At 60.8% G+C, this 789-nt stretch carries 1 protein-coding gene; it reads right to left on the bottom strand.

Going from position 1 to position 789, the window contains the following annotated elements; translation table 11 throughout:
* Positions 1 to 789, bottom strand: a 789-nt coding sequence (locus P8H27_RS20520) for a VCBS domain-containing protein (protein ID WP_289639601.1), incomplete at both ends; no start/stop codon positions are given.

The raw sequence follows: 789 nt of genomic DNA, 5'->3' as shown, positions 1-789 counted from the left end.
GTGTCCTCGGCAATGCTGTTGCTGTCATCCGCCGCATGCGGCACATCGTCGATGATATTGATGTCGAGGGACGCCAGATCGGTGTCATGATCCACGTCCTCGGCGAGCACGGCGAAGTGCTCGGCCAGCTGATTCTCGCCCCCGCCGGGAGCATGTTGCGCACTGCCCAGCAAGGTGTAGCTGTAGCTGACGATGCCTTCATCGAGAATGCCATCATCGGCATCGAAGCCGGTGATGGTCAGCAGGTTACCCAGCGGCGTGGTCACCGACTGCGGGAAGCCATTCACCACAGCGTTCAGTACCACCTGGATGCCGCCCACGGTCAGGTTGAGCAGCCCATCCGGCGCCTGCACCTTGAAGGTGCCGCTGACCGTAGTGGACTCCTTGCTCGGATCCGAGCCCATCGCCAGGTCGTCCTCATTTACGCTGTGTTCGCCGCCTCTAACATCCAGATCCTTGATCTGCACCTTGTCGTCGAGGTTTCTGACTTTCAGCACCAGGCTGGCAGTGTCGCTGTCGCCATCCGCATCGTTGAGGGTGTAAGTGAAGGTCTCGGTCGCCATTCCCCCGCCACCCAGCGCAAGGAAATCTGGATCGCTCGGATCCAGCAGATAGCTGTAGGAGCCATTGGCATTCAGGGTCAGCGTGCCATAAGTGCCCTGCACGATTGCCGGTTGGATCGGGCCGCCTGGCAGGCGGTCAGCACCCTGCACATCATTGTCGAGCACGTTGCCGATCAGGGTCAGCTGGTTCTCCGAGGCGAACGTGGCGTTGCTGTCATCCAGCGCA

It is taken from the genome of Pseudomonas sp. sp1636, assembly GCF_030376615.1.
Lineage (GTDB): Bacteria > Pseudomonadota > Gammaproteobacteria > Pseudomonadales > Pseudomonadaceae > Aquipseudomonas.
This window is presented reverse-complemented; position numbering and strand designations above follow the sequence as displayed.